General features: G+C 40.0%; 24 protein-coding genes. 10 read left to right on the top strand and 14 right to left on the bottom strand.

Annotated elements, in window-relative coordinates; genetic code table 11:
* Positions 1 to 6 precede the first annotated feature (6 nt).
* Positions 7 to 963, top strand: coding sequence for an acetylornithine carbamoyltransferase (locus PHO71_RS11665; protein ID WP_300203386.1), 957 nt, complete (start codon positions 7 to 9; stop codon positions 961 to 963).
* Positions 964 to 1,064: 101 nt separating this feature from the next.
* A complete protein-coding gene (locus PHO71_RS11660) occupies positions 1,065 to 2,438 on the top strand; it encodes a phosphatase PAP2 family protein (RefSeq protein ID WP_300203384.1) in 1,374 nt (457 codons plus the stop codon).
* 34 nt (positions 2,439 to 2,472) lie between these two features.
* On the opposite strand, the gene PHO71_RS11655 is transcribed toward PHO71_RS11660, so the two are convergent.
* The 7 genes from PHO71_RS11655 to rpmH form a co-directional block, all read right to left on the bottom strand.
* The gene (locus tag PHO71_RS11655) at positions 2,473 to 2,868 is read right to left on the bottom strand and encodes a rhodanese-like domain-containing protein (RefSeq protein ID WP_300203382.1); all 396 of its coding nucleotides are present in this window, start codon (positions 2,866 to 2,868) and stop codon (positions 2,473 to 2,475) included.
* Positions 2,869 to 2,882: 14 nt separating this feature from the next.
* Complete coding sequence (locus tag PHO71_RS11650; protein WP_300203380.1) at positions 2,883 to 3,599, bottom strand: NigD-like protein; 717 nt, start codon at positions 3,597 to 3,599, stop codon at positions 2,883 to 2,885.
* A complete protein-coding gene (locus PHO71_RS11645; RefSeq protein ID WP_300203378.1) occupies positions 3,596 to 4,744 on the bottom strand; it encodes an acyltransferase in 1,149 nt (382 codons plus the stop codon). Before PHO71_RS11645 ends, PHO71_RS11650 begins: the two co-directional genes overlap by 4 nt.
* Positions 4,745 to 4,753: 9 nt before the next feature.
* Positions 4,754 to 5,728 carry a D-alanine--D-alanine ligase gene (locus PHO71_RS11640; RefSeq protein WP_300203376.1) on the bottom strand — a complete coding sequence of 325 codons (975 nt, stop codon included), beginning with the start codon at positions 5,726 to 5,728 and terminating at the stop codon, positions 4,754 to 4,756.
* The gene (locus PHO71_RS11635) at positions 5,725 to 6,798 is read right to left on the bottom strand and encodes an RluA family pseudouridine synthase (RefSeq protein WP_300203374.1); all 1,074 of its coding nucleotides are present in this window, start codon (positions 6,796 to 6,798) and stop codon (positions 5,725 to 5,727) included. Before PHO71_RS11635 ends, PHO71_RS11640 begins: the two co-directional genes overlap by 4 nt.
* 25 nt (positions 6,799 to 6,823) lie before the next feature.
* Positions 6,824 to 7,468: a PASTA domain-containing protein gene (locus PHO71_RS11630; protein ID WP_300203372.1), complete on the bottom strand. Its 645-nt coding sequence runs from the start codon at positions 7,466 to 7,468 to the stop codon at positions 6,824 to 6,826.
* Positions 7,469 to 7,897: 429 nt separating this feature from the next.
* A complete protein-coding gene (gene rpmH, locus PHO71_RS11625) occupies positions 7,898 to 8,059 on the bottom strand; it encodes a 50S ribosomal protein L34 (RefSeq protein ID WP_300203370.1) in 162 nt (53 codons plus the stop codon).
* 192 nt (positions 8,060 to 8,251) lie between these two features.
* Between rpmH and efp the strand changes: the two genes are divergently transcribed.
* Positions 8,252 to 8,818 carry an elongation factor P gene (gene efp / locus PHO71_RS11620; protein ID WP_300203368.1) on the top strand — a complete coding sequence of 189 codons (567 nt, stop codon included), beginning with the start codon at positions 8,252 to 8,254 and terminating at the stop codon, positions 8,816 to 8,818.
* A gap of 180 nt (positions 8,819 to 8,998) precedes the next feature.
* Entirely contained in the window at positions 8,999 to 10,399 is a 1,401-nt protein-coding gene (locus tag PHO71_RS11615; protein ID WP_300203366.1) for an alkaline phosphatase, read from the top strand.
* 197 nt (positions 10,400 to 10,596) lie between these two features.
* Here the strand turns inward: PHO71_RS11615 and PHO71_RS11610 are convergent, their stop codons facing one another.
* Positions 10,597 to 12,192, bottom strand: a complete 1,596-nt coding sequence (locus tag PHO71_RS11610) for a DUF6377 domain-containing protein (RefSeq protein ID WP_300203364.1) — start codon at positions 12,190 to 12,192, stop codon at positions 10,597 to 10,599.
* A gap of 244 nt (positions 12,193 to 12,436) precedes the next feature.
* On the opposite strand from PHO71_RS11610, the gene PHO71_RS11605 reads away from it, so the two are divergent.
* From PHO71_RS11605 to PHO71_RS11585, 5 genes are all read left to right on the top strand, one after another.
* Entirely contained in the window at positions 12,437 to 14,287 is a 1,851-nt protein-coding gene (locus PHO71_RS11605) for a glycoside hydrolase family 13 protein (protein WP_300203362.1), read from the top strand.
* A 426-nt stretch (positions 14,288 to 14,713) separates the two neighbouring features.
* Positions 14,714 to 16,921 (top strand): glycoside hydrolase family 97 protein, encoded by a 2,208-nt coding sequence (locus tag PHO71_RS11600; RefSeq protein WP_300203360.1) that lies wholly within the window; start codon positions 14,714 to 14,716, stop codon positions 16,919 to 16,921.
* Between the two features lie 107 nt (positions 16,922 to 17,028).
* Positions 17,029 to 17,427: a carboxypeptidase-like regulatory domain-containing protein gene (locus PHO71_RS11595; RefSeq protein ID WP_300203358.1), complete on the top strand. Its 399-nt coding sequence runs from the start codon at positions 17,029 to 17,031 to the stop codon at positions 17,425 to 17,427.
* Positions 17,424 to 17,762 carry a TonB-dependent receptor plug domain-containing protein gene (locus PHO71_RS11590; protein WP_300203356.1) on the top strand — a complete coding sequence of 113 codons (339 nt, stop codon included), beginning with the start codon at positions 17,424 to 17,426 and terminating at the stop codon, positions 17,760 to 17,762. The genes PHO71_RS11595 and PHO71_RS11590 overlap by 4 nt, the downstream gene beginning before the upstream one ends.
* 129 nt (positions 17,763 to 17,891) lie before the next feature.
* Positions 17,892 to 18,026, top strand: coding sequence for a hypothetical protein (locus PHO71_RS11585; RefSeq protein WP_300203354.1), 135 nt, complete (start codon positions 17,892 to 17,894; stop codon positions 18,024 to 18,026).
* A gap of 198 nt (positions 18,027 to 18,224) precedes the next feature.
* Here the strand turns inward: PHO71_RS11585 and PHO71_RS11580 are convergent, their stop codons facing one another.
* The 4 genes from PHO71_RS11580 to radC all read right to left on the bottom strand — a co-directional run bounded on the left by PHO71_RS11580 (position 18,225) and on the right by radC (position 20,557).
* The gene (locus PHO71_RS11580; protein ID WP_300203352.1) at positions 18,225 to 18,395 is read right to left on the bottom strand and encodes a hypothetical protein; all 171 of its coding nucleotides are present in this window, start codon (positions 18,393 to 18,395) and stop codon (positions 18,225 to 18,227) included.
* 273 nt (positions 18,396 to 18,668) lie between these two features.
* Positions 18,669 to 19,433, bottom strand: coding sequence for a UDP-2,3-diacylglucosamine diphosphatase (locus PHO71_RS11575; RefSeq protein ID WP_300203351.1), 765 nt, complete (start codon positions 19,431 to 19,433; stop codon positions 18,669 to 18,671).
* 72 nt (positions 19,434 to 19,505) lie between these two features.
* The gene (locus PHO71_RS11570; RefSeq protein ID WP_300203350.1) at positions 19,506 to 19,817 is read right to left on the bottom strand and encodes an iron-sulfur cluster assembly protein; all 312 of its coding nucleotides are present in this window, start codon (positions 19,815 to 19,817) and stop codon (positions 19,506 to 19,508) included.
* Between the two features lie 44 nt (positions 19,818 to 19,861).
* Positions 19,862 to 20,557: a DNA repair protein RadC gene (gene radC, locus PHO71_RS11565; protein ID WP_300203348.1), complete on the bottom strand. Its 696-nt coding sequence runs from the start codon at positions 20,555 to 20,557 to the stop codon at positions 19,862 to 19,864.
* Between the two features lie 225 nt (positions 20,558 to 20,782).
* Between radC and PHO71_RS11560 the strand changes: the two genes are divergently transcribed.
* On the top strand, positions 20,783 to 23,125 hold the full coding sequence (locus PHO71_RS11560) for a beta-N-acetylhexosaminidase (RefSeq protein WP_300203346.1): 2,343 nt from the start codon (positions 20,783 to 20,785) through the stop codon (positions 23,123 to 23,125).
* A gap of 135 nt (positions 23,126 to 23,260) precedes the next feature.
* Here the strand turns inward: PHO71_RS11560 and PHO71_RS11555 are convergent, their stop codons facing one another.
* Together PHO71_RS11555 and PHO71_RS11550 are read right to left on the bottom strand one after the other, a co-directional pair.
* On the bottom strand, positions 23,261 to 24,250 hold the full coding sequence (locus PHO71_RS11555; protein WP_300203345.1) for a glycosyltransferase: 990 nt from the start codon (positions 24,248 to 24,250) through the stop codon (positions 23,261 to 23,263).
* Positions 24,251 to 24,437: 187 nt separating this feature from the next.
* Positions 24,438 to 25,559: an endonuclease/exonuclease/phosphatase family protein gene (locus PHO71_RS11550; RefSeq protein ID WP_300203434.1), complete on the bottom strand. Its 1,122-nt coding sequence runs from the start codon at positions 25,557 to 25,559 to the stop codon at positions 24,438 to 24,440.
* Positions 25,560 to 25,571 lie beyond the last annotated feature (12 nt).

Genomic DNA, 25,571 nt, shown 5'->3' with positions numbered 1-25,571 from the left:
AGAATCATGAAGAAATTTACTTGTGTACAGGACATCGGCGATTTAAAATCCGCCCTTGCAGAAGCATTCGAAATCAAAAAAGAGCGTTTCAAATATGTAGAATTGGGACGTAATAAGACATTGATGATGATCTTCTTCAACTCTAGCTTGCGTACCCGGCTCAGCACACAGAAAGCTGCGACCAATCTAGGAATGAATGTAATTGTATTAGACATTAACCAAGGTGCATGGAAACTGGAAACTGAACGCGGTGTGATCATGGACGGTGATAAACCTGAACATATTCTAGAGGCCATTCCTGTCATGGGATGTTATTGTGACCTGATTGGAGTACGATCGTTTGCACGTTTTGAGGATCGTGACTTTGATTATGAAGAAACTATTCTCAATCAGTTTATCAAATACTCCGGACGACCGGTGTTTTCAATGGAAGCTGCTACCCGGCACCCTCTTCAGAGTTTTGCCGATTTGATTACCATTGAAGAGTACAAAAAAACAGCACGTCCCAAAGTAGTAATGAGCTGGGCACCTCATCCGCGTCCACTGCCCCAAGCAGTTCCTAACTCTTTTGCAGAATGGATGAATGCTACTGATTATGATTTTGTGATTACTCACCCGGAAGGATACGAACTTGACCCTAAATTTGTAGGTCATGCCAAGGTTGAATATGATCAAATGAAGGCTTTTGAAGGGGCCGATTTTGTATACGCAAAGAACTGGGCCGCTTATACAGGTGATAACTACGGCCAAATATTAAGTAAAGATCGTGATTGGACAGTTAGTGACCGACAAATGGCAGTTACCAACAACGCCTATTTCATGCATTGCCTCCCGGTTCGTAGAAATATGATCGTAACGGATGATGTTATTGAAAGTTCCCAATCCATCGTAATTCCGGAAGCTGCCAACCGAGAAATCTCAGCCACAGTAGTTTTAAAGAAATTATTGGAAGGATTGAAATAGGATTGTAATATCGCGCCATTTTTAGGGGTGTTACTTAAAGATATCATTTTATATAAAATAAAAACCTTATATCTATAAATAACACCCTTAACTTTGTAAGCATGATACGAACAAAATTAGTAGGTTATCTTTTCATTGCTTGTATATTATCCACACCTCTAAAAGGACAAAGCATAGATAATATCCCGTCAGTAACTCCAGTTATCAATCTTCAACATCGAATTTTGGATAATAAACTATACCAAATATCCCATATCGGTGTTCCTCTTATCATTGTTGGCGCTTTGACTTACCATAAAGACAAAGCTTTTCAGAATATGCGCAATTCTTATATTCCCCGGTTTGATTTCCATTATGACGATTTCCTGCAATATTCACCTGGACTTGTAATGCTCGGATTAAAATCCTTCGGAGTGGAAGGACGTAGTTCATGGGGGAGAATGCTCACTTCAGATGCTTTTACAACGGGGATTATGGCAATAACTGTCAATATGCTCAAAAGTTCCATCGACAAAGAACGTCCGGATAAAAACGGACATAATTCTTTTCCATCCGGGCATACAGCTACCGCTTTTATGCTTGCTACCATGTTACATAAAGAATATGGAATCACCCGTAGTCCGATCTATAGTATCTTGGGGTACTCTCTAGCCACAGGTACAGCCGTCAGTCGGCAGCTTAATAATAAACATTGGTTTTCGGATGTATTAACGGGTGCGGGCATCGGAATCATATCTACTGAGTTAGGCTATTATCTGGCAGATCTTATATTCAAAAAGAAAGGCATTGTGCGCACACCGTTACGAGGAGATTCAAGCGTTGAAAGTGATTCTTATTCATTCTTCGGTATTCAAATGGGATACAGCATAGGAAATCGTGAAGTACATTTACCAAACGGCATAGAAATTGAAGGATTAGGGGGAGCAACCGCTTCGTTTACAGGAGCTTGGTTCTTCCAATCCCATTGGGGAATTGGTGGAAAATTTTCGGTATCACAAACATCCCCACATGTTGTTACTGATCGCTTTTTTAAAGTTCATCCGGACAGTGAGACCTCTATTGGGAGTTTTGAAGCCCGTTCCATAAGTTATTCCAATCTCTTGGGAGGAATTAATTATACTACCCGAATTATTCCAAATCTTTATGTGGGAGGCAGTGTTTTGGGAGGTATAGGTTGGATAAGCAGTTATAAGGCTGAAATACGTTATAAAAATCAAGAAAAAACAGTTCCATTGATTCACAGCACTACTCATCCTCTTCCTAACATAGACTTGAATGCTTTTATAATGCATATCACCGGGAAAAATATGGGTGTCAAATTATTCATTAACTACAATACAGGAATTGGTAAAGGGAGTTATACCTACTATCCACCAGAAGTTGATAGGACTCCAACACCTGTGACCGGAAGCAATAGAATTATTTTGCACAACTTCAATATTGGAGCAGAAATCGATGCTCTATTCTGGAAATAAACAGATTTTAGACAGCATTATACCGAATGAGACATCAACGTTCTATCTCTTTCTTTGCCGCTTCCCATGAATTAAATCCTTTATCTAGTTCAAAGACTTTATATCCCTTTTCACTAAGTATCTTTGCAGCCTTCTTACTCCGCTTACCACTACGACAATACAAAGCTACCGGTTTGTCTTTCTGAAGTAACGAATCGGCCATAGTAAGGAAAGAGTCATCAAGAACATTGATGTTAAGCGTTTTGGCAATATGTCCTTCTGAATATTCAGCCAACGTACGGACATCCAGACGTTGTACTCCTTCATCCTGAATGTATGTATCAAACTCTTCCACATTCATTGACTTGAAATCTCCTTTCTGTTGCTGACAAGAGAAAAGAGAAGAAAGAAATAATAATATTCCCACAACTAATTGATGCATTTTAAACATATATATTTCATTATTCAATTTGCATCTGAGATATATTCAAATCCTTTAAAATCGGCATTAGAATATTTATCCGACTCTACAATATTACCATCCTTATCAGAGGTATAATATTTAAACTTTATCCGCACAACCTGATCCGGTTTCCCAGCCAATTTAGTCAGAGGAACAGAAATGTAAGCTCTCCGGTTATAATATTCCGGATCTCCGTTCGCATCATGGTATAGAGATAGTACAACAACTTTCTCACCATTTTCCGACTCTTCCTGTACTTCTCCCAAAAGATCAAAAATGTGTTGAACACCTCCCTTTGCTTTCAAGCTCAAGATAATATTCAGATAGTCGCGTCCCATCCAAATACTTACAACATCTATCGGGTCGGTTTTTGTAAGGTCTCCATATCCCGGATCACCTTTAAACTTAGGTGTCAAAGTTACCAGAGATTGCAAAGAATATATAGTGGCAGAAGTCACTCCATCAGAAGAAGTCACTTCATAATTAGCTAATACACGTTTAGAGTTATTTGGAGAGATAGTAGAATTAGTACGGTCTTTCGATACAGCCAATGCACCTCCTTTGTCAGGAAGAAGTGTTTGGAGTTTACCATTCACTCCAGACTTCACTGTAACAAAATCCAACTTAACGGAAGGATAATGATATTCATCATCTCCGCAAGCCGATACGAATAGGAGTAATCCAATCAACCAAATAATATGCAGTTTGTTTCTTTTCATTGGCGAGCAGCTAAATAGTTTATTAAGGGATTAGCATACATCACTAACAATTTCCCCCGCAAAAAGTCTACATCCTTATTAGGAATCTTTATTTTTCCCAACTGCTTATCAATATAGTCAGTAAAACGTTGTTTTTCTTCTTGTGTATAATATTGTTCAAACTCAGCTGTACCCTTCAACCAATCATAAGCTATGTAATTGCCCGGGTATATCCGATAATTAGAATGGATCCGCTGATCAATACAAGAAGAAATACTGGCAAACAGATCCGGCTTCGGCAATGAACGATCCAACTTCTCTAACTTGTCATTAATACAAGGAGCTATCTGGAAATGAACCCTTCCTTTATATCCGAAAAGTCCCGTTTCCATATTGGCAAGATCATCCTGTGTCGTTTTCTTATACCCTTCCACATCTCTCTTCAACTGAAACTCCTGAGCTTTAAGGAAGTCACAAGGATCATATTCATAAGAAATGGCAAGAGGTGCAACGTTCATCTCCATCAGGCGTTCGACCAAATCACCGTCTCCTCCCATTGCCAACATTTTCAACACACTATCTTGCGTACGGTCATTTGAGTCTTTGGCACGACCTTCACGCTGAGCTATCCAGATAGATTGATTTTTCTCGGCAATAGTATAATGCATATAACGTGACATTCGAGCTGATGATTCCAACATCTGACGCATAGTCAATGCACGTTGTACAATAAACGACTTATTAACACGAACCAATTTCTTAATCCATGGATAGATCAGTAAATTATCTCCGATAGCTATTTCAACCGTATCCATTCCTTCATCGACCAACAAAATAGAAAGAAAACCGGAATCCAAAATAATATCCCGATGATTCGACATATAAGTGTAAGCCTTTTCTTTGTTTGGTAGAGCCGAATGGTCTAAAGTCAAGCCATCTGTATGTTCCTGAGCTATCTTCCACAAGATACCATAACAAAATGTTTTCTGGAAATCCAGTTTGGTCTTGCATGCACGTATTTTTTGTGCCAGAAGTTCAAAAGGTACGTTCGGTATTGCGCTACAGGCTGCTTTCTGAAAAGCCGGATCAGCAATCAGTTCCTCCAGAATTTGAGGAAGTTCCTCATCATAATAAGGACGAATCTCATTAAACTCTGTTATATCCATAGCAAGGAATTAAAATTTATTTTCGATAATATCAGTCATCACATCCTTTATATCCAGACCGGCAGCACGTACCTGCTGGGGAATAAAGCTGGTAGCAGTCATTCCCGGAGTCGTATTTACCTCCAGAAGATTGATTTTCTCACCGGCAGTCACGATATAATCCACACGAATGATACCGGAACAACCCAATATATCATAAATAGCTGAAGTCAGTAACTGCACGCGGTTAGTTAATTCGTCCGAAATGCGTGCAGGAGTTATTTCATCCACCTGACCATTGTATTTGGCATCATAATCAAAAAATTCATTATGAGTCACAACCTCTGTGGGAGGAAAAACCACTGACTTTTCTTTTGTCTTGTAACAGCCACATGTCAGTTCTGTTCCATCCATAAAAGCTTCCACCAAAACTTCCTGGGCCTCTTCAAAAGCTTTTATAATGGCAGGTTGTATCTGTTCTTTTGTCTTTACCTTTGTTACTCCAAAGCTCGATCCGCCCAAGCTTGGTTTGATAAAGCAAGGCAAACCAATCTTTTCCAGTACATCTTCATCGGTAACGGATTGTCCGTGGCGTAAAAGAAGCGACTCGGCAATACGTACACCAAATACTTTCAGATACTGACTGCATGCAAACTTATCATAAGTGATAGCAGCAGCCAATACTCCACAGCAGGAATACGGAATGTGCAGCATATCAAAATATCCCTGAAGACGCCCATCTTCTCCCGGAGTTCCATGAATAGTAATATAGGCAAAGTCAAACTTTATCTTTTCCGTTCCAAGCACAAAACTGAAATCATTGCGGTCTACAGGCACTTTTGTACCATCCGGCAACTGGACTTCCCAACGGACTCCTTGCATTTCAACGATATACAGTGTATACTTTTCCTTATCAATAAAGGAATAGATTCCCTGTGCACTACGCAGGGATACATGAAATTCGGAGGTATCACCTCCAGCTACGATAGCAATTGTGCGTTTCATTCTAAATCTCTATTACTTATATAGCCTCTCCACTTCTCGATAAGCCGGGTCATATCATCCGGAAGTTCAGAAGTAAAAAACATCTCTTCACCTGTGACGGGATGAATAAATCCCAATGTCATTGCATGCAAAGCCTGTCGAGGACAAGTGTCAAAGCAATTATTTACAAATTGTTTGTACTTACTAAAGTGAGTACCTTTTAATATCTCGTGACCGCCGTAGCGTTCGTCATTAAACAAAATATGTCCTATATGTTTCATATGGACGCGAATCTGGTGCGTACGCCCTGTTTCAAGCACACACTCCACTAAAGTTACATATCCCAACCGTTCCAACACACGATAATGAGTTACCGCATATTTTCCTATAGTCGGATCAGACATTACAGCCATCTGCATCCGGTCTTTCGGATTACGGGCAATGCTGCCAACAATCGTTCCTTCATCTTTTTCTACAACTCCCCACACCAAAGCACGATACTTGCGTTTTGTAGTCTTATTATAGAATTGAAGACCTAAATTCGTTTTGGCATCGGGTGTCTTAGCAATTACCACCAAGCCGGAAGTATCTTTGTCGATCCGGTGAACTAATCCGACGTGCGGATCATTGGCATCATAACCGGGCACATCTTTCATATGCCATGCCAAAGCATTCACCAAAGTACCGTGATAATTTCCGTGTCCCGGATGTACGACCAAACCGGCAGGCTTATTCACTACCATGACATATGGATCTTCATAAACAATATTAAGGGGAATATCTTCCGGGATAATTTCATTGTCATAACGCGGACGATCCATCATTACGGTAAGAACATCAAGCGGCTTCACTTTATAGCTACTCTTTACCGATTTACCGTTAGCCATAACAAATCCATCTTCAGCAGCCTTCTGAATGCGGTTACGAGAAGCATTGACAATACGTTCGAACAGATATTTATCCACTCTCACCATCGCCTGTCCCTTATCTACGACCACACGAAAATGCTCATACAGTTGGGCTTCATCACCAACCGGTTCTATATCATCCAAGTCATTTTCCAGTTCATCCGGAAGTTCTTCCTCTATCATGCGAGCTTATTTCTGTTGTTTACAATCAAAACCAGCTATCATCCTGAGTAGACGACGATTCAGACGTAACAGGTTCCGTTACTTCATTCTCCACAGAGTCGTCTTCCAATATATTCTCCGTTCCGTTTCCTACCATTAATGTCAGAGAAGCACCCAAAGGTATTTTTTCTCCGGCAGTAAGCAAACGGCCCCTATATTTTACACCATAAACCCAATCTTTTTCACCACTCATCATTTCCGGTTCATTTAACTTAAAACCAGAGGCCAGCACTTTAGCCTGAGCCTGGCGAAGAGAACTGTTATCTGCCACATTAGGAACAGCACGTAAAGGGATATTTAGCGTATTAATAGTTAAATAGATTATGCGTCCCTCTTTTACCTTCTGCCCAGCTCCGGGATTGAGTTCAAGAATGATGCCAGCAGGTTTATTTTTTACATAATTAGAATCTGATACAATACATTCCAGCCCATTATTGCGAAACATCTTTGAAGCTTCGTCCACAGTCATTCCTTTCACATCCGGAACAACAACAGCCTCACCGTGACGGGTGTAAGTATCAAGCCATTTCATCACACCAAATAATAGTAATATCACTACCACAACCATGCCAATGATATTCAGCCAGAAATATTTATTTGTTTTAAAAGAAAAGAATTCTTTAATAGTCATACGCATTGCTGTTAATCTGGGTCAAAGATACGACAAATAAGTTGAATTTTGGAATAGAAAGCGATGAAAATGTCCTTCCTTGAAACGCAAGGACATTTCTCATCGCCATAATTGTTGCAACTATAATCCCCACTCCTATAGATTTCAACAACCCTATAATCATATATATAGTTTTCTAGTGTCTTAATAAGACATCATACTACCTTTTGTCCTTCTATAATTTCTTCACAAAGAAAGACAAAAAGTGAGATATTAAAAACAGAATAGTTTTTTTTTAACACACCAAATTAGAAGGCAAAGACTTGAGTTTTTATTCTTAGTTTTCTAAGGTTCTCCTTTTATGAGAGTCATAAGATATAGAATAAAAAACAAGGAAGGCAGAGTTTTTATCAACTCTGCCTTCCTTGTATGCCTGATGGCTGATGTTTATCAGTCCTTACGTCCGTTGTATTCATCAGAAACAGTCAGTTTCTTTCTGCCTTTCGCACGACGTGCAGCTAAAACTCTACGACCGTTAGCCGATTCCATTCTCTCACGGAAACCGTGCTTGTTTTTTCTCTTTCTGTTAGAGGGTTGAAATGTTCTTTTCATTACTGTATCTTGTTTTTATGTTATTATTCTACGTAATTGGGCTGCAAAAATAGGCACTTTTTTTAAATTAACCAAGAGATAACTCTTTTTTGCTCAAAAGTTTTTGTGTTTTTTACCGATTTAGATTACTTTTGTACTCGAATTAAGATAGCGACAACTAAATAACAATAATATAAATAAGAAAATATCAGTATGATTAATTCTCAAGACATCAAAAACGGGACTTGTATCCGTATGGACGGAAAGCTCTATTTCTGTATCGAATTCCTACATGTAAAACCGGGTAAAGGCAACACTTTCATGCGTACCAAACTGAAAGATGTAATCAGTGGTTACGTTCTTGAACGCCGTTTCAACATCGGTGAGAAACTGGAAGACGTACGTGTAGAACGTCGCCCATACCAATTCTTATATAAAGAAGGAGAAGATTATATCTTCATGAATCAAGAAACATTCGACCAACATCCCATTGCTCATGATTTGATCAATGGTGTTGATTTCTTGCTCGAAGGTACAATATTGGAAGTTGTTTCTGATGCTACTACTGAGACTGTACTTTATGCAGATATGCCGATCAAAGTTCAGATGAAAGTTACCTACACCGAACCGGGTATGAAAGGCGATACTGCTACTAACACATTGAAACCCGCTACTGTAGAGTCAGGTGCAACCGTACGTGTTCCTTTGTTCATCAATGAAGGCGAAACAATCGAAATCGATACGCGTGATGGTTCTTACGTAGGTCGCGTTAAGGCTTAATTTATAATTATAATTAAAGAAAGAGGATATTCTAAGCAGAATATCCTCTTTCTTTAATATAACAATGTCATATATAATAAGATCTAATTAAATATCCAATATTTGACCTCCGATATCTACCGACCATTTTCTTTTTTCACTACTTTTGCACAATCACTAACTCATTATCAAATGTTCAAAATGAAAAAGCTAATTTATACATTATTTTTCGTCCTTATATCTGTTGTAGCTAACGGACAGGCAAAATACGTGTTCTATTTCATCGGCGATGGAATGGGAGTTAATCAGGTAAATGGTGCCGAAATGTATTATGCCGAGATACAAAACGGACGAATCGGCGTTGAGCCATTGTTGTTCACTCAATTTCCGGTAGCTACTATGGCAACCACCTTTTCTGCAACCAACTCTGTAACAGACTCTGCAGCGGCTGGCACGGCTCTATCCACGGGTAAGAAAACCTATAATAGTGCCATTGCCGTAGGGGAAGACAAACAACCTCTTGAAACCATTGCCGAGAAAGCCAAGAAAGCCGGAAAAAAAGTAGGTATAACCACTTCCGTCAGTGTTGATCATGCAACTCCTTCTGCTTTCTATGCTCACCAACCCAATAGAAATATGTATTATGAGATTGCATTAGATCTCCCCAAAGCTAACTTTGATTTTTACGCCGGAGGCGGTTTTCTTAAACCTTCAAAAACTTATAATAAGAAAGATGCACCTAGCATCTACCCTATTTTAGAAGAAGCGGGATATACTATTGCACGTGGTTACAATGACTACAAATCAAAAGCAGATAAAGCACAGAAAATGATCCTGATACAAGAAGAAGGTAAAGATCCTGATTGCTTGCCTTACGCTATCGACCGGGATGATAACGACTTAACATTGGTACAAATCACAGAAAGTGCCATTGACTTTCTGATGAAAGGCAAAGACAAGGGTTTCTTCCTTATGGTAGAAGGTGGAAAAATTGACTGGGCTGCTCATGGCAATGATGCAGCAACAGTATTCAATGAAATAAAAGATATGGATGCAGCCGTAAAAGTAGCCTATGAGTTTTACAAGAAACACCCGAAAGAAACGCTGATTGTTATTACGGCAGACCACGAGACAGGCGGAATCGCATTAGGCAAAGGAAGATATGAACTAAATCTGAAAGCCCTTCAGTACCAGAAAAAGTCTACAGACGGACTCTCTAAACGTATCAGTGAACTAAGAAAGTCCAAAGAGAATAAGGTAACTTGGGAAGATATGAAGGAATTTCTTGGAGAAGAAATGGGATTCTGGAAAGAAGTGCCTATTTCCTGGAAACAAGAAAGAGAATTGCGTGATGAGTTTGAAGAATCATTCATAAAGAATAAAGTAGTATTTGCCGAAAGTATGTATTCAAAAAGCGAACCAATAGCAGCTTGTGCTAAGGAAATAATAAATGATATTGCTATGATAGATTGGGCAAGCGGTGGACACTCTGCCGGTTATGTTCCCGTATTTGCTATCGGTGCGGGTTCTCAATTATTCGGCGAGAAGATTGACAATACAGAAATACCTCAAAGAATAGCCAAAGCGGCAGGGTATAAATAATAAAGAATAGATTACAAGAAGAAGTTTCAAGAACCGAATTTAGAATTTAAAAACTGATAGACTGAGACTTTTGGAAATTAAACTTCCCCTTATTCTTCTCTATTTCACTTCATCAATAGAGTCAGAATAAGGGGATTATTGTATGCTGAATTATGAATAATAGATACGCGTAAATTATCTATTTTGAAATTACCCATTTATAGATTCATCACATCCTGCTCGAATCGGTCTTTATCTCCGGCAGCCTTATTACGCATTCTACTACGATAATTATAGATAGTTGCCAAAGAATAACCCAGGAAATGAGCAATTCGGTTACTATCAACTACCCCTAGGCGGATAAGTGCAAAAATACGGAGTTCCGTCGTCAATAACTCGTCAGACTTAGGATATACCCTTCCCTCTTCCACCAGTAAGTTATTAAAGGAAGAAATAAAGTTTGGAAAAAGTTTCAGGAAAGACTTGTCAAACTCATTATAAAACTCGTTCCGTTCATCACGGATAAATTGTTCGGACTTGATCGCCTTAAACAGATCCTCCACACGAGACGCCATCGCTAATTTAGCTAACGACCGACGATAAGTTTCCAACTTATCCAGATAGTTCACACACCTGTCCAGATAACGGGCAATGTATACCTCCTTGATTTTTCCGGTTTGCTCCAATTCCTTATTCACTTCGGACATTTGTTTGTTAGCCATACTCAGGTTACGTCTCATAGCAGTCAGTTTCCTCATCCAGCGATACAGGAAGAAAATAGCAATAAGAAGAAATAAGGAAAGCAAACTGACACTAATCAACATAGCACGAGAAGCCGCACGTTCTTTTTCCTCCTTTAGTTTATAAGCTTTGTCAATGATCGGGAAGAATTCTGTCACTTCAATAAAACGCAGACGGGCATTACAGGCAACAGCATCTTCCATCGAACAACTTAAATATTTGTATGCACGATCAATATCACCCAGCTCATACATTAAATAAGCCAACTTTTGTAAAGAGGCATACTCTCTAACCGAAGATTCCAGATCAGCAATAGCCGTCAATATCAGATAGTATACTTCTTTTTCTGTATCTTTTTTCATACGATACGCTTCGGACATCGTATAATAAATGAATACTTTCTGGCGTTCATTAACCACATCCCTCAGTGCATCGTTCAGCATCACCAAAGCAGTATCAGCCTTCCCATTCACAATACATTTTTCTGCCGCAACAATAGTTCTGTTCGTTTCCGGAGACATTACACTGATAATAGAGTCCCGGTATAATTCCGTTTTCAACAAATATTTCTTTTTCTCCTCTCTATTAGTAGTATAGTCAGCAAGCCACCCGTAACAAGTTCGATAAGTTTGATAATAAAACAATAAAGTCTCTTTATTCAGCATTCGAGGATTTATCTTCTCCAATTGCTCCATAGCCTCCATATACATACCCATCACCCCCATGACAGTTGCCCGGTCAATTATGATTTCATTCTCCAGTTCCGGACGGTTTAACAGAGGCAGAATATTCATTCTTTCATTTACATAATGGAGGGCAGAATCTGCTTGATAATGGACATAAGCATCAAACAGAGAATCATACAAACTATACTTACCCAAAGGATCTGTAGTATGAGCAAGTTGAACCTTCAGACTATCAATTTTCTTTTCTTTCTGAACTTGAAATATTTCTTTCCTGCTTATTACATCATCCAAGCTTTTAAGTGCTGCCTTATTATCCGCATATTCTGCAAAAGACAAAAGCGGACAAGCGAATAAGAAAGAAAAAATATAATAAGCTACATTCCTCATAAAGTACATTTTAAAGATGTCACAAATATAATAAATATAGTAATGATAATGAAATATATTAAGAATAACAATTTTCATTATCACTTATATTTTTCAGTAGTCCGCAAATATTTAAAAGTTTAATAATCAATATTATAATCATCATACGAACTTATATTTATATTCTAATTTCAATTTGGCATACTTCATCCCTTTACATTTGCGACATCGGTTCTCCGAGCGAACATTAAAAATCTATGCTGCCATGAAAAGGAATTTTTTATTTGCAATCTTACTGCTATTATTCAGTTGCCACCAAACATTCGCAACAACTGCCATTAAGAAAGTAGCTCCTGCCTTCTGGTGGGCGGGAATGAAAAACCCCGAACTACAAGTATTAATCTATGGAGATCATATATCTTCTGCGGAAGTCAGTATATCCTCCGCGGATATCACTCTGCAAGAAGTCGTAAAACAGGAAAATCCCAATTATCTGCTATTATATCTAAACCTATCGGAAGCAGCTCCCCAACAATTCAATATTATCCTGAAAGAAGGGAAAAAAAGTACGACAATCCCCTACGAGTTAAAACAAAGAAAACCGAAAGCCTCGGAAGTAGAAGGATTTAATGCCGGCGACGTACTTTACCTCATCATGCCGGACCGTTTTGCAAACGGCGATTCTTCCAATGATATCGCCCCCGGAATGTTGGAAGCAAAAGTAGACCGTAATGATCCATTTGCCCGCCACGGTGGTGACCTGAAAGGAATAGAAAACCATCTGGACTACATAGCAGATCTGGGAGCAACAAGCATCTGGCTCAATCCGGTTCAAGAAAATAATATGAAAGAAGGTTCCTATCATGGTTACGCCATTACCGACTATTACCAGATAGACCGCCGTTTCGGAAGTAACGAAGAATTCTGCAATCTAGTGAAACAAGCTCACAACAAAGGGCTGAAAGTTGTAATGGACATGATTTTCAATCATTGTGGAAACGAGAACTATCTTTTCAAAGATATGCCCTCCAAAGACTGGTTCAACTTCAAAGGCAGCTATGCACAGACTACTTTCAAAACTGCTACACCATCAGATCCGTATGCCTCAGAGTATGCAAAAAAGATAGTAGTAGACGGTTGGTTCACCCAAGTTATGCCCGATTTCAACCAACGCAACCGTCATGTAGCCACGTATCTGATACAAAACAGTATTTGGTGGATTGAATATGGAGGAATTAATGGTATCCGTCAGGACACGCATCCTTACGCAGACTTCGACATGATGTCTCACTGGTGCAAAGCGGTTACAGAAGAATATCCTGACTTCAATATTGTAGGAGAAACTTGGATAGGCAGCAATGTACTTGTCTCCTATTGGCAAAAAGACAGTAAAGTAGCCGCACCCAAGAATTCGAACTTACGCACCGTCATGGATTTTCCGCTAATGGATCAGATAAACAGTGCTTTCGATGAAGAAACAACAGACTGGAACGGTGGACTTTGCCGCCTGTATGAATACCTGGCTCAAGACATCGTATATGCCGACCCGATGAATCTGCTAATCTTCCTCGACAACCATGATACATCCCGTTTCTATCGTTCGGATGCGGATACCAAGAATCTGGACAGATACAAGCAAGCATTGACTTTCTTGCTGACAACACGCGGAATCCCTCAGATATATTACGGAACGGAAATCTTAATGGCTGCCGATAAAGCAAACGGAGACGGACTGCTTCGCCGTGATTTCCCCGGTGGTTGGCACGGTGACACAAACAATTCCTTTAATACCGCCAACCGTACGCCTCAACAAAACGAAGCATTCTCCTTCTTGCAAAAGCTGCTTCAATGGAGAAAAGGCAACGAAGTGATTGCCAAAGGCAAACTGAAACATTTTACTCCAGACAAAGGAATTTATGTATACGAACGCAAATACGGTGATAAATCAGTTGTCGTATTCCTGAATGGAAACAACCGGGAGCAAACAATTGACCTAGCAACTTACCGGGAAATATTACCCGCCTCTTCCGCCTACAATATACTGACCGATGAAAAGGTTGAATTAGGAGAAAAACTAACTCTCCCAAGCCGGGGGATATGGGTCATATCGTTCTGAAAAAGTTCATAACAACTTATATTTGCCAGAAGCCTACAAGCAATCAATACATTGTATAACAATACATTAGTGCTTGCAAATACTTATATTTTCTTTCCAGTTAAATTTAACGGAAAAGATACCATCTATATTTGTGACATCCTTTATGTGAAGCACTGAAAAACCTAAATTGAATAGTCTGCAACTTCCAATTTTCACAAGTGCATCAAGCGATCTTTCCAGATGGACAAAACCTATTTTTAAGGGTAAAAACAACCGGATTATTAGCCATTAATAGTTGAGTTGATAGGTATTAATAGTTGATTCGTAGACTATTAATACCTGAGAAGTAGACTATTAATACTCCACAAACCGGTTAATAAACCCCTTCAGAACCTTATAAAACAACTATCGAGAACTGAATTATAATTTAATACCATAAAAAGAATGAAAAAGAATTTATTGATTATTGCCTTACTCTGCATTTCGTTTTTTACGAACGCACAGCAGAAACTGACCTCACCGGATGGAAATCTGGTAATGACCTTCCAATTAGACAAAGAAGGTGCACCAACGTATGAATTAAACTACAATGAAAAAGCAGTCATCAAACCGAGTAAATTAGGTCTGGAACTGAAGAAAGAGAATGCGGCTAAAACAGATTTCGACTGGGTAGACCGCAGAGATATGAATAAGCTCGATTCAAAGACCAACCTTTATAACGGATTTGAACTGAAAGACGCGCGCACTTCCACTTTTGACGAAACCTGGCAACCGGTTTGGGGTGAAGAAAAGGAAATACGCAATCATTATAATGAACTGGCAGTCATCCTCTATCAACCCGCCAATGACCGTTCTATCCTTTTGCGTTTCCGCTTATTCAATGACGGACTGGGATTCCGTTATGAATTTCCACAGCAGAAGTCACTGAACTACTTCGTGATTAAAGAAGAACATTCCCAATTTGCAATGGCAGGTGATCACACCACCTACTGGATACCAGGCGATTATGACACACAAGAATATGACTACACCATTTCCCGCCTGTCCGAAATCAGAGGTTTGATGAAGCAAGCCATTACTCCCAACACTTCTCAGACTCCGTTCTCACCAACAGGTGTTCAGACAGCACTGATGATGAAAACCGATGATGGCTTATACATCAACCTTCACGAAGCAGCTCTGATCGACTACTCCTGCATGAACCTGAACCTTGATGACAAAAACATGATATTCGAATCATGGCTGACACCGGACGCTAAAGGAGACAAAGGTTATATGCAAACACCTTGCAACAGCCCGTGGCGTACTGTAATCGTGAGTGATGACGCCCGCAATATCCTTGCTTCACGCATTACCTTAAACCTGAACGAACCTTGCAAGATTGAAGATACTTCTTGGGTGAAACCGGTGAAATATATCGGCGTATGGTGGGACATGATCACCGGAAAAGGTTCATGGGCTTATACTGACGAACTGACCAGCGTAAAATTGGGTGAAACCGACTACTTCAAGACAAAACCGAACGGTAAACATTCTGCCAACACATCCAACGTGAAACGTTACATCGACTTTGCGGCAACTCACGGATTTGACGCAGTACTTGTAGAAGGATGGAACGAAGGTTGGGAAGACTGGTTTGGCAACAGCAAAGACTATGTATTCGACTTTGTGACTCCCTATCCCGACTTCAACGTACAGGAAGTCCACCGCTATGCAGCAAGCAAAGGGATCAAAATGATGATGCACCACGAAACTTCCGGATCTGTCCGCAACTACGAACGACACATGGATCAGGCTTACCAATTCATGGCAGACAACGGATACAACTCTGTAAAAAGTGGTTATGTAGGCAACATTATCCCTCGCGGAGAACACCATTACGGACAATGGATGAACAACCACTACTTATATGCAGTGACCAAAGCTGCCGACTACAAAATCATGGTCAATGCCCACGAGGCTACCCGCCCAACCGGTGTTTGTCGCACTTATCCCAACCTGATCGGCAACGAATCAGCACGCGGAACCGAATATGAATCTTTCGGAGGAAATAAAGTATATCACACTACTATCCTTCCATTCACGCGACTGATTGGTGGTCCGATGGATTATACTCCGGGCATTTTCGAAACACATTGCAACAAGATGAATCCGGGCAATAATTCACAAGTACGTTCGACATTAGCTCGTCAATTAGCCTTGTATGTCACCATGTACAGCCCACTACAAATGGCCGCCGACATTCCCGAAAATTATGAACGCTTCATGGACGCTTTCCAATTTATCAAAGATGTCGCCATAGACTGGGATGAAAGCAAATACCTGGAAGCAGAACCGGGAGATTACATCACTATCGCCCGCAAAGCAAAAGGAACAGATGATTGGTATATAGGCTGCACAGCCGGAGAAAACGGCCATACCTCCGAATTGGTATTCGACTTCCTGACTCCGGGCAAACAATATATTGCCACAGTTTATGCAGATGCCAAGGACGCTGACTGGAAAGAGAACCCACAAGCATATACAATCAAAAAAGGCATTCTGACCAGCAAAAGCAAACTGAACCTGCGTGCCGCTAACGGTGGCGGATATGCGATCAGCATCAAAGAGGTAAAAGATCATTCGGAAAGCAAAGGACTAAAGAAATTATAATCCATATAGTCCTTTAAGAATATATGTTTTCAATAGGTATTTATAACAAGATGTTTTGAGGATATGCACTTAATTATTAATACTGCAAACTTTAAATATAAGAATACATGAAGCAATCTAATTTCAGAATCTTTCAAACGGTTCTCCCCATATTACTAGGGCTATTCTTATCATTGAGCGCGTATGCACAGCCGATTACAGTCAAAGGACACGTGAAAGATGCTACAGGAGAGCCGGTGATCGGTGCAAATATCATCATCAAAGGTACTGAAACAGGTACAATTACCGACTTCGACGGTAACTTTACACTGAATGTAGCCAAAGATGCCATACTTACTATCTCCTATATCGGATACAAACAGGCAGAAGTAAAAGCAGCTCCCTCCGTTACAGTCACCCTGCAAGACGATAGCCAACTGTTGAATGATGGCGTTGTAATCGGCTACGATTCAGTAAAGAAGAGTAATTTAAGCGGTTCCGTAGTAGCGATAAAGCAGAAGATATGAATCGTGGTGCTGTTACTTCACCACAAGAATTAATCCAAGGCAAAGTACCGGGGCTATTTGTAGCTCCGAGCGATGGCAGCCCTGGAGCAGGTTCTACCATCCGTATCCGCGGAGGCACATCACTGAATGCCTCCAACGATCCGTTGATTGTGATCGATGGTATCCCTATTTCCAACGATGCCGCTCCAAGTACTCCTAATGCGCTAGCTACGATCAATCCTAACGACATCGAAACGTTCACCGTACTAAAAATACCCCAATCAGTCTACCAACTGGCAAGACACTATTTACCAGCCAGGTTTGAGCACCGACCAAAACATTGCTATCGCCGGTAAAACAGGTATCTTGCCTTACCGAGTCAGCCTCGGTTACAATAATGAACGGGGTACTCTCAAGACATCTACCTACGAAAGATATAGGCTGCTATCAACCTTAGTCTAAAGTTCTTTAAGGAGTACCTAAGCGTGGACATCAACATAAAAGGTACGATCAACAAGAATCGTTTTGCCGATTCGGGAGCAGTAGGCACAGCCGCTTTCTTTGACCCGACAAAACCGATGCACACAGAAAACGGAAACTATCATGGTTATTGGAACTAGTCGGAAATACCCGGAGCAGTACAGTCGGTAGCGACTTACAATCCCTTTTCTTTATTATATGACAAAGATAATAACAGAAAGACAAACCGTAGTTTAGGAAATATCCAACTGGACTATAAAATTCATGGACTGGAATATCTTCACGCCAACCTGAACCTGGGCTACGACGTTACCAAAACAACAGGACGTAACTTCGCACTACCCGGTTCCATCCAAAGTGCACAATACACTAATTTCCCTAATCTGGGAGGAGGCAATACGTGGGATAACCTGCGTCGCAACCATCTTTTGGACTTTTACTTGAATTACGCCAAAGATATCCAGTCCATCAAAAGCCGTATTGATGTAATGGCAGGTTACTCCTGGCACATTTCTATTATGCCAACCATGACATCACCTACTCCAATCAGACCGATGGAAGCGAAGGAGATAAAGAAGGGTATACTTATGATAAAGAAGAGGGCAGAGTGTAGATGGTACTTATAGTATTAATATCTACTTCAATAAAGTGAAAGCCGAAGTGGTTGTGACGAAAAAGTAATTCACAGGATAAGGTACTGACAGATTATAAAAAATGTGCCAATTGCATTACGGGTAATAACCGTATAACAATTGGCACATTATATATATCAATGAGAAAAATCAAGTTTGTGTTTCCCCTTCAACATACTCTTCCAAAAAGAGATTCTCACCATCAAACACAGCATAGGAGAAGTAATTGATCCAATCTCCCAGAATCAAAACACGGGAAGTTGCACTTAGCATCAAATCCAATTCAATATGCCGGTGTCCGTATATAAAAAAATTGATATTGGGATGACTTTTCAGATATTCCTTTGTATAAAGCACCAGATGTTCCTGATTCTCTCCCATATACTCAGGTTCTTTTCCATCCACCCTCTTTTGACGGCTGTGCTTTGCCCAGTTTAATCCTAACTCAACACTCCAACGAGGATGAATAGCAGAAAACAAAGTTCGCAACGTATCACTGTGGAACATCCAACGAAGGATTTTGAACTTTTTATCCGGATCTCCTAACCCATCACCATGAGCCAGATAAAACTCTTTTCCAAGAATTTCCGTAGTCAATGCTTCACGATGAATGATGACTCCACATTCTTTGGTCAGATAGTCTCCACACCAGATATCATGATTGCCAATAAAGAAATGCACTTCCACCCCGATATCTGTCAGTTCGGAGAGTTTTCCGAGAAAACGGGTATATCCTTTGGGGACTACCAACTTAAATTCATACCAAAAGTCGAACATATCTCCTAATAAATAGACAGCAGAAGCTTTGTGCTTTATACTGTCGAGAAAATTTGCCAGACGCCGTTCCTGTGTCCGTCCATGAGCTATTGCCCGTGAACCGAGATGTGCGTCGGAAAGGAAATAAACGTTCTTCATCAAAGTTATAAATGATTAGTTACTAAATTACAAACAGTAAATGGAATTATACTTTTCAAAGATAAGACTTTTTTAGAGGAATCCAAGTTCCAGTTTAGCTTCTTCGCTCATCATATCCTTATCCCATTCGGGTTCAAACACCAGATTAATAGTGGCTGAACCTACTCCTTCTACTGATTCCACCTTTTGCCGGATATCTTCCATAATGAAATCGGCAGCCGGGCAATTGGGGGCAGTCAGAGTCATATCAAGAACCACTTCTCCGTTATCGGATACATCAATCTTATAAATAAGACCAAGATCATATACATTAACCGGGATTTCCGGGTCATATACAGTCTTCAGCATTGCCACAATTTTTTCTTCTATTTCAAATTTTTCCATAGGGCTTTCTTTTTAATACATTGCAAATATAAGAATAAATTTATTCAGAGCAGTCCTTCGTCAGCAAAACTATAGAACCTATCTTCACAAACAATAACGTGGTCTATTAAACGAATGTTCATTGTATCACCTGCCTTACGGATATACTCCGTCAGCGTTTTATCGGGCTGGCTCGGACGAATATTGCCTGAAGGATGGTTATGTACAACCGCTATTTGTGTAGCTCTTTGCAAAATGGCTTCCCGGAGAATAGTACGTACATCCGTATAGGTTCCATCGATACCACCTGTGCTGATACGTACCCTATCTATGACTTTAGTAGCCTGATTTAATAATAAGACCCAGAACTCTTCTTGTTCCAGGTCACACATGATAGGCTGAAAAATAGCATAAATGTCTTTTGAACAGGTTATTCGAGTACGTTCTTTGACGCTTTGCAACTTCCGTCGTTTGCCGAGTTCAAGAGCTGCCATTAAAGTCACACTCTTAGCCGGTCCCATCCCCTTAAAATGCGAATAATCTTTCACCTCCCATTTTGCAAGCGAATTCAGATTGTTATCACAAGAAAGCAACATACGACGCATCAGTTCGACAGCACTTTCATCAGTATTTCCGGAGCCTATCAATATGGCAAGTAGCTCGGCATCACTTAAGGCAGCTGCTCCCTTTTCCATCATCTTCTCCCGTGGGCGGTCCTCCAGTGCCCATTGATTGATGGATAGTTTGTGTTTAACTTCCATTCTTATAAAATTAGGTCTACAAAGGTAAACTTTATTACAGAAATATGTACTATATAAGAAGATTTGATACATAACTTTTTCACGTCCTTTCGTTTAATGATCTTAATATCGCCACAAAAAAGAAAATAAAAGAAAATAATGTTTCATATTATTTTCTTTTTAAATATATTTGCAGCATAAATAGAAAGAAAGCAAATTATAAACAATTGCTAAAAGTTTAATATTATGAAAAGTACAAGCAGGAAAAGCATACTATTATTTGTAATGTATTGCTTATTGATCACTCCCTATGCCAATGCGCAGACCAAAGATAATCCGCTTCTCATCCCGGAATTGATGGATTTCACTTTAATGAAGTGTGACTTTAATACTAAAATAAAAGATAAACAACAGATAGAAGATGCGCTTCAGTCGGGTTACAATGCCATCTATACTGCCAACGACCGTACATTGGTTGAGCAGGCAAACAATAAAGGAATCATACCGCTCAGCAACTATACATTATCAAAATACAAATCGATTGTTCCCTACAAAAATCATCCAATCACTACATTCGTATTCGCTCGTGAACGCAGTGATGGCTACACTCGGAATGCCATTATCGACCAATGCTTCGTTGAGTATGCTTGCGATACGCTTTATGGTACTCCCCAATGGATAAAAAAACTTATCGATAATTCTTTGGAAATACATTCCAGACTAATTAGCAACAATAACAAGTTGATGGTCAGCATCACGAATAAAAGCAGTCTTCCATATACCCTTTCCATTGAAAAGACAGACGGATTGCAAACCGAACAAAAAACTCTTTCTCTGGACGGAAAGAAAGAAACAATCATCTACTTTACAGGAAATCCAATCGATCAATATGAATATTTGATTTCTGCAAAAGTACAGAATACACGACTTATAGACGGAAAACAACTTGCATACACTCTGCGGATACCCGGTACTCTTTATCTGGAAGGTACTATTCCTACGAATAGATTATGCGTTATCCCCCAACCCAACTCAATTACCCCCATTAAAAATGAAGAATGGTTCACCATCGACAAACAAACACGTATTATCGTAAGAACCCCCAAAGCCAAAGAACCTCTTCATTTCCTCACTGACCGATTAGGAACAGTTGCCAACTTAACACTCCCCGTTGTCAAAACAACCAAAGATGACAATAATGCCATCATCTTCAGTCTGACCAATGACCCCAGTCTTGGCAAAGAAGGTTATTCACTTCGCGCTACCAAACGGAATATACAAATCGAAGCGAATGAACCATCCGGATTTTTCTATGCCGTCCAAACTCTATTGCAACTTCTCCCCAGTCAAATCTACTCTTCACAACGAGAAGATTGTAGCACCTGGGATATTCCCGCTGTAGAAATTAAGGATGTACCCAGATTTGAATATCGCGGACTTCATTTGGATGTTGGCCGACATCTGTATCCGGTAGAGTTTATCAAAAAGTATATTGACTTACTTTCCATGCAGAAAATGAATCGTTTCCATTGGCATTTGACTGAGGATCAAGGGTGGAGAATCGAAATAAAAAAATATCCTAAACTAACGGAAATCGGTTCGATGAGAAAAGAAACGATAAAGAACCGTTATACAGCTCAGGGCCCCCTCCTATTCGACAATACACCTTATGGAGGTTTCTATACCCAAAAGGAAATAAAAGAAATCGTCCAATACGCTAAAGAAAGGTATGTTACTGTTATTCCTGAGATTGATCTTCCGGGACATATGCTTGCTGCATTGGCTACATACCCTGAATTGGGTTGTACAGGAGGCCCGTACGAAGTAGGAACCCGATGGGGTATTTACGATGATGTACTTTGTGCCGGAAACGAAAAGATATATCCGTTTATTGAGGATATATTAAAAGAAGTATTCGAACTGTTCCCTTGCGAATATGTGCATATCGGAGGAGATGAGTGCCCTAAAACCCGTTGGAAAGCATGCCCGAAATGTCAGGCTAAGATGAAAGCGGAAAATTTGAAGGATGAGCATGAACTGCAAAGTTATGTAATCAGACGAGTGGAAAAGTTCCTTAATGATAACGGAAAGAAACTGATTGGCTGGGACGAAATTTTGGAAGGTGGAATAGCACCAAATGCTACTCTGATGTCATGGCGTGGTGTTGCAGCCGGTATCACAGCTGCCAAGTCGGGTCATCCAGTGATAATGACTCCCAATACACATGTATATCTGGATCATTATCAGACAAATATGGATATAGCTCCTTTAGGTAACGGCCGGGTAGCTTCTCTAGAATGGACGTATAGCTACGATCCTATCCCCAATGAATTGACTCCCGAAGAAGCATCACACATAAAAGGCATACAAGCCAATGTCTGGTCCGAATATCTCCGTACTCCGGAAATGGTAGAATACATGACTTATCCTCGCGCCAATGCAGTAGCCGAGATTGGATGGACTTTTTTAGAAAACAGAAATTGGGAAGAATATTTGAAAAGATTGCAACAACAGTTCGAAAGATGGAGGTATTATAACCTGAATTATGCCCCCCACTACGAACAACCTCTAGGCGTTCATCACAAATAATTTTAATTAGTAATGATAAGAATGAAGTAATTCATTATGGGAAGAGGGGCATGTGAAGTGTCTCTCTTTTTTTAAGCCATATGAAAACGACATAAGATATTGAGAAAAAATGTCTAAGCAAGAGAATAGTATAGGCTATTTGTAGAAGTTCTTGCGAAAAGCCTCAACTTCATCCTTTCTTCGAATACAACGCTGCCACCATGCAAACCAGAATCCTGTACCATAACCTATTAGCTGAATAAAGGAAGCTGCTATAGAATATAAACCGATTTTCAAACTTTTGTTTTGAATCGCTGAATCGACGCACACTAATAATGCATAAAGCAAAATCGGGGTAAAGCTAAACAGACAAAAGGGAGTACCAAGCAATAATAGAGCTACTCCTAATGTAAACACAGCCGGTAACAAATGCACCAGTTTCAATGAATCAGGGTATTTTTTATAAAGATTAATGCGCGCAATTCCTGAGTTGTAAACCTGCTTAAAGAATTTCTTCAGATCAGTACGGCGTTTATGATATACCCAAGCATCGGGGAAAAGACGGCAAACATATCCTCCTTGAAAGATTCGAATACTAAAATCAATATCTTCGCCAAAACGCATCTTAGAAAAGCCTCCCAAAGTTTCGTACACTTCGCGACGAACACCCATATTGAAACTACGGGGGTAAAACTTATCCATTTTCTTTTTCCCACCACGGATACCGCCCGTGGTGAAGAAAGAGGTCATCGAATAATTAATCGCTTTTTGAATATCGGTAAATGAATCGTGCGCACGGTCGGGACCGCCAAACGCATCGGCAGGAGAAGTCTGGAGCTCTTTCTCGACTGCTTCGAAATACCCTTCTGGTAAAATAACGTCCGAGTCCAATATAATAAGATAATCACCTTCGCTGCGCTCTGCACCATAGTTGCGTGTTTGCCCCGGTCCGGAATTAGATTTAAAGAAATATCTAATATTCAGTCGGTCTGCGTAACGTACCACTACCTCTTTACAAGAAATGGAAGATCCGTCTTCTACAATCAACACTTCAAAATCTTTAAAATGCTGTTTGGTAAGACTTTCAAGCAATTCATCCACTTCGTCGGGACGATTGTAAACAGGAACAATAACGGAATAGCGCATAACGATTTACCTCATTTTAGATTCAGATTGCAAATTAAAATAAAAAAAACGGGATAGAAGAAAGTTATACAATCAAAATCCCCCAAATCATATCGCTTTATGATTTGGGGGAAACATCACTACTCAGTACCTGAATTGAAAGCTGTAAATGATCGTTGAAACAGGTACCACTTCAATACGATCTTTCTTATTCTATTTTTCCTTTGATCTTGGATGCAGATAACTTTTCAAAATACTTTGTATTGAATACAGCAGAACCGGTCTTGCCAAATTTACCGGAAGTAGTCTTCTCACAAGTATTCGGATCAGACTTTACCTTAAAAGAGACCATTACTGCTTTATGATCAGTAGGCCATCCTCCTTTCGGACGCAGAAAACGGTCACGACCTTTTTCTTTATTTATCTCACTTTTCACTACCGAATAAGCAGGTCCCACCACCCAAGCCTTCTCAGGAGTAATAAAAGTAGTTGGATAATAATAAATGAAATCAATCCGGTCACGTTCGTCCGCTTCCGGCGCCCAGGTTAATTGTTTAACAGGGACCGCTTGATTACCGGCAGGAAAAGTAAATCCCGGATGAGTAACCGGATTTGGATAAACTACCCGATAGGCATCTTTAAATCCGCCTTCATATAGTAAACGAGAACAATCCCAATTGATAACCGCACCGTTGTGCTCCCATAAGTTTTTCGTATCTTCTTGCCAATCCAGATGGGAAGGTTCATTAAAGTCACCACCCAATAATACGATATATCCTTGTTCAATATCCGGCTGTACCTTTTGCAGAAAATCAGTGATCGTTTCTTCACGATAAGCTTTTCGGTTCATTTCCAAGACAGTCGCTTCATCGGTCACCGGAGCATCCATCTTTTTCCATGTACTACCATTGTAACCACGAGGCATATAACAAGCGTAATGACGATAATCTAAATGTGTAGCATAAGCAGCCACCTTTCTACCGGCAACTGATAACTGTACACGCACAACAGCCCCATTGCTCCCCTTTCCCGGGGTACAGACAATTTGTTGTTCCTCAATTGGATAACGTGTCAATATGCCTACAGACAATGATGTCTCCGTTCCATAAAACGTATATCCACGTTGCTTCAATACCTTCACCATATGAAGAATAAAATTCTCACCTTTGTAATCACTCAATTCGTTGAGAAATACAACGTCTGCACCCGAATGAATGACTTCATCCGCAATCATACCGACAGCACCTTCCACTTTGGAACCACCCATCCAGATGTTCATCTGCATGGCTTTCAAAAAAACTGTTGCGGACGATTTTGCCGCCCGCAACATACTACCTTCACC

This window comes from Bacteroides sp., assembly GCF_028690125.1.
Taxonomy (GTDB): domain Bacteria; phylum Bacteroidota; class Bacteroidia; order Bacteroidales; family Bacteroidaceae; genus Bacteroides.
Note: the sequence above shows the minus strand (reverse complement) of the source record. Positions and strands in the feature narration are given on the sequence as shown.